Origin of the sequence: Streptomyces novaecaesareae (assembly GCF_000716875.1) — a bacterium.
Taxonomy (GTDB): Bacteria; Actinomycetota; Actinomycetes; order Streptomycetales; family Streptomycetaceae; genus Kitasatospora; species Kitasatospora novaecaesareae.
The window spans coordinates 1-855 of record NZ_JNWQ01000209.1; the positions used below are offsets into that span (position 1 = coordinate 1).

An 855-nucleotide genomic window follows, 5' to 3' on the forward strand; every position below is an offset into this window, starting at 1 on the left:
CACCAACTCCGCCGGCGCCGCCTCACCGGCCAGCACCAGCGTCATCCCCTCCGGCAACCCGCCGTCAACGGGCTGCTGCGCAAGCGCCGCCGGCGGCAGCGTCACATGCGTCACCGCCTGCTCGGCAAGCAGGGCAGCCAACGGCTCGCCCGGCATCAACCGCGCACTCGGCGCCAGCACCACCGTCGCACCCGACAACAGCGCCGTGCTCAGCTCCGAGAACGCCGCATCGAAACTCAGCGACGCGAACTGCAGCACCCGACTGCCCGCCGTGATCCCGAACCGGTCCACCTGCGCCGCCGCCAGGTTCGCAATACCCCGATGCGTGACCACAACGCCCTTCGGGCGGCCGGTGGAACCGGAGGTGTAGATCACGTATGCGGGCCGGTCGGGGTCGGTGGGGGCGAGCCGGTCGCCGGTCTCCAGGTTGTCGGCGCGCCGGCCGGAGACGGCCTCGGCGATGTCCTCCAGCACCAGCCTCGTGGTGACCCGGGGGGCCGGGACGGTCATCGCCCGGTCGGTCACCAGGAGCACCGGGCGGGCGTCGGCGAGCATGAACGCCTGCCGGTCGGCGGGGTAGGCCTGGTCGATCGGCAGGTAGGCGGCGCCCGACTTGGCCACGGCCAGGGTGGCCACCACCAGGTCGACGGACCGAGGCAGCGACAGCCCGACCAGCGTCTCCGGACCGGCCCCGGCCGCCACCAGATGACGAGCCAACCGGTTCGCCCGGGCATTGAGTTCGGCGTAGGTGACGGTCTCGCTCTCGAACACCACCGCCTCGGCCTCGGGAGTCCGCGCCACCTGCGCCTCGAACAGCTCGTGCAGGTCACCGGCCGGCACGGCGTGCTCGGTGTC

Annotated in this window: 1 protein-coding gene; it reads right to left on the reverse strand. The window is 72.7% G+C overall.

What is annotated here, in order from left to right:
- Positions 1 to 840: AMP-binding protein (locus OP86_RS32525; RefSeq protein WP_033334490.1), on the reverse strand; the 840-nt coding region annotated here is incomplete at its 3' end.
- Between the last annotated feature and the right edge of the window lie 15 nt (positions 841 to 855).